1 protein-coding gene and 1 pseudogene are annotated in these 3,771 nt (G+C 54.9%); both read left to right on the top strand.

Going from position 1 to position 3,771, the window contains the following annotated elements; genetic code table 11:
- Positions 1–121: 121 nt before the first annotated feature.
- A pseudogene (locus ACSZO4_RS25020) lies at positions 122–1,216 on the top strand (MFS transporter); the annotation flags it as partial.
- 15 nt (positions 1,217–1,231) lie between these two features.
- Positions 1,232–3,595 carry a TIM-barrel domain-containing protein gene (locus tag ACSZO4_RS25015; RefSeq protein WP_437891798.1) on the top strand — a complete coding sequence of 788 codons (2,364 nt, stop codon included), beginning with the start codon at positions 1,232–1,234 and terminating at the stop codon, positions 3,593–3,595.
- The last annotated feature ends 176 nt before the right edge of the window (positions 3,596–3,771 follow it).

Here is a 3,771-nt window from a genome sequence, read left to right as displayed (position 1 = left end):
GCCAGTGAACCCAAGTCAGTCGTAGGGATAGGTTGTTTAAGCACTACCATCCTGCATCTTGAAGTTACTTGGGTATAGGTTGTTTAAGCACTACCATCCTGCATCTTGAAGTTACTTGGGTATAGCCTATACCCTCTTCCAGCCGCTCTGTGGGTGGTTGATTGATGTCATTGGCCTGAAAGTGGGCTTTATGGTGTGCGCCACTATTTGGGCCATCGCCTGTATTGCCCATGCGGGTGCAGGCAGCTGGCTGCAACTGGCGATCCTGCGTTTCACCATGGGGGCTTCAGAAGCCGCAGCAACACCGGCCAACGCCAAAACGCTGGGTGAGTGGTTCCCGAAATCAGAACGCCCCGTTGCCGCAGGCTGGGCAGGCGTTGGTTTCTCTATAGGCGCGATGCTCGCACCGCCTATTATCTATTTTGCCCACGCCTCTTTCGGCTGGCAGGGGGCGTTTATGTTTACCGGCTTCCTCGCTCTGGTATGGGTGGTGCTGTGGTGGGCGTTTTACCACAGCCCGGATAAACACCCGAACCTGAGTAAAGAAGAGATGGCCTTCATCAGCCAGGATAACGAACCTCCGGCGGTGAAACTCCCCTTTTTAACGGCGCTGAAAACGGTCGCCAAAAACAAACGCTTCTATGGTATTGCCATCCCGGCGTTTATGGCTGAACCCGCGTGGGCGGTACTGAGTTTTTGGGTGCCGCTCTATCTGGCAAAAGAACATGGTATGGATTTAAAACAGATTGCCATGTTTGCCTGGCTGCCGTTCCTCGCCGCCGATCTCGGCAGCGTAGCCAGTGGCTATCTCACCAAACTGTATACCCGCTGGTTTGGCTGCTCCCGGGTGAACTCGGTGGTGGCAAGTTCGGTAACCGGCGCTTTTTTAATGATCTCGCTGGGTATCGTCGCCATCACCCGCGATCCTTATATCACCATTGCCCTGATTTCAATTGGCGGCTTTGGCCATCAGATAATCTCCTGCATGCTCAGCGCGCTGGTGGTGGAGTCCTTTGATAAAGGCCAGATGGCCACCGTCAACGGTATGCGCGGCTCTGCGGCGTGGATCGCAAGCTTCCTTTTCTCCCTTTTGATTGGCGTTACCGCCGACAAAATTGGTTTTAACCCGCTGTTTATCGCTATGGGCTTTTTTGACCTGATCGGGGCTATTTTCCTGGTGTCATTTATCGCTGAACGTCGCGTAAAACGCGTCTGATAATGGGTATGTAAGATGAAAACTTTGAAAAACTGGACGTTGAAAAACCAAACCGCGCACCATGTTGAGCTATGCGTCGACGAACAGCACACCCTGTGCCTGTATGTCCTGGAAAATACGCTGTTCCGGGTGTTGCTAAAACGCAAAGGTGAGCTGGCGCTGAACAGAACCTGGAGCATCGCGCCGGTGCAGGATGTGCCCTGGGAAGGTCGCCATCGTGAGGATTTGAGCGGTTTCACCTGCCCGACCTGGACGCTGGAGCAGCACGACAAGCAACTGACCATCGCCACCGATCGGCTGCGCGTCACCGTCCATCAGCCTCTGTGGCTGGAGTGGCATTACCGTAATGCTGCCGGAGAGTGGCAATGGCTGGCGGGCGACAGACCCACCAGCGCCTACCTGATTAATGCAAACGGTGACGGCGTGGCGCATTATCTGAGCCGCAAAAAAGAGGAGCGCTTCTACGGACTCGGAGAGAAGGCGGGCAATCTGCAACGCACCGGAAAACGCTTTGAGATGCGCAACCTTGATGCTATGGGCTATAACGCGGTCAGCACCGACCCGTTGTACAAGCATATTCCCTTTACCCTGACCCACCGGGATGACATCAGCTATGGCCTGTTTTATGACAACCTCAGTAGCTGCTGGATTGATCTCGGTAATGAAATCGATAACTACCACACCGCCTATCGCCGCTGGCAGGCCGAAGCAGGCGATATCGATTACTACATCTTTACCGGTGCCCGGGCGCTGGATGTCACTAAAGCCTTTGTTCGCCTGACCGGTAAAACCCTGTTCGGCCCCAAATGGAGCCTTGGCTACAGCGGTTCAACCATGCATTACACCGATGCGCCGGATGCGCAAAACCAGTTGATGAACTTTATTCGTCTGTGTGAGCAGCACGCGATCCCGTGCGACTCGTTCCAGCTCTCCTCCGGTTATACCTCGATCGAGGGTAAGCGCTATGTCTTTAACTGGAACTACGACAAAGTGCCGCAACCAAAGGCGATGAGCCAGGCCTTTCACGACGCGGGGCTGAAGCTCGCGGCCAATATCAAGCCGTGCCTGTTGCAGGATCATCCCCGCTATAACGAGGTGGCAGAAAAAGGCTTGTTTATTTGGGATTCTGAAACCAATTCCCCGGAACGCTCGAGTTTCTGGGATGACGAAGGCTCTAACCTCGACTTCACTAACCCACAGACTATCGCCTGGTGGCAGGATGGCGTGACGACCCAACTGCTGGAAATGGGCATTGACTCGACCTGGAACGATAATAACGAATTTGAAGTGTGGGACGGCGAAGCTCGCTGTCACGGTTTTGGTCAGGAGATTGCGATTAAGCATATTCGTCCGGTGATGCCGCTGTTGATGATGCGCGCCTCACTGGAGGCCCAGCAGCGTTTTGCGCCTGATAAACGTCCATACCTGATTTCCCGCTCAGGCTGCGCCGGAATGCAACGTTATGTGCAAACCTGGAGCGGCGACAACCGCACTAACTGGGACACCCTGCGTTACAACACGCGGATGGGGTTAGGGATGAGCCTCTCTGGGCTGTTTAACGTCGGTCATGACGTTGGCGGGTTTTCCGGCGATAAGCCGGACGCTGAGCTGTTTGTCCGTTGGGTGCAAAACGGGGTGATGCATCCACGTTTTACCATTCACTCGTGGAATGACGATCGGACGGTCAATGAACCCTGGATGTATCCGGGTGTGACGCCCGCTATCCGCAGTGCCATTGAGCTTCGCTATCGTCTGCTGCCCTATCTGTACACGCTGCTGTGGCAGGCACACGCCGACGATGAACCCATGCTGCGACCGACGTTCCTCGATCATGAGCATGATATCCAGACTTTTGAAGAGTGTGATGATTTCCTGCTAGGCCGCGATATCCTGGTGGCAAGCGTTGTCGAACCCGGCCTACGCGAGCGCCGCGTCTGGCTGCCGGCGAATGAGAGCGGTTGGTACGATTATTACACCCATGCATGGTTCTCTGGCGGTCAGTGGATAACCCTTGATGCACCGCTGGAAAAACTGCCGCTGCTGGTGCGGGCTGGCGCGGGTTTGCCGCTGAGCGAGCGCATCACCCACGTTAACGCGGAAAAAGACGATACCCGAGAACTGAAGCTGTTCCCGCTCAAAGGGGTCGGATGTTCAACCGGACTGCTGTTTGAAGATGACGGCGAGTCCTGGGGCTACAAAAACGGCAATGCGCTGTGGGTTAAGTGGGAGATGGCTTGCGACGGGGCGGCGATCAATCTGACGGTAACGGCAACTGGCGATTACCGTCAGGCATGGAAAACGCTGAAAGTGTCATTGCCTGAAGGGGAAAAACGCAAGCTGTTAATCAATGGCGAAGCCAGAAGTGCGTGGACGATCTAGTGCGGCCTGATGCCCTCACCCTAACCCTCTCCCACGGGGAGAGGGAACAGGAGCAACACTCCTTTCCCACCGGGAGAGCAGCTGTGTTTAAAGTCAATGGGGACCCTGTACACGATTCTGTGTAAATGCCTTTTCTCAGAAGTGACCGTCCAGGCGGTCACCGAACTCGATAATAA

It is taken from the genome of Phytobacter sp. V91 (assembly GCF_965644225.1).
GTDB lineage: Bacteria > Pseudomonadota > Gammaproteobacteria > Enterobacterales > Enterobacteriaceae > CBFFRJ01.
The sequence above is the reverse complement of the archived record's forward strand: the minus strand, read 5'-3'. Positions and strand labels throughout refer to the sequence as shown.

Bases quoted from the DNA above. Each gene is read 5' to 3' on its own strand.
- ACSZO4_RS25015 (WP_437891798.1), top strand. From the start codon at position 1,232: ATGAAAACTTTGAAAAACTGGACGTTGAAAAACCAAACCGCGCACCAT.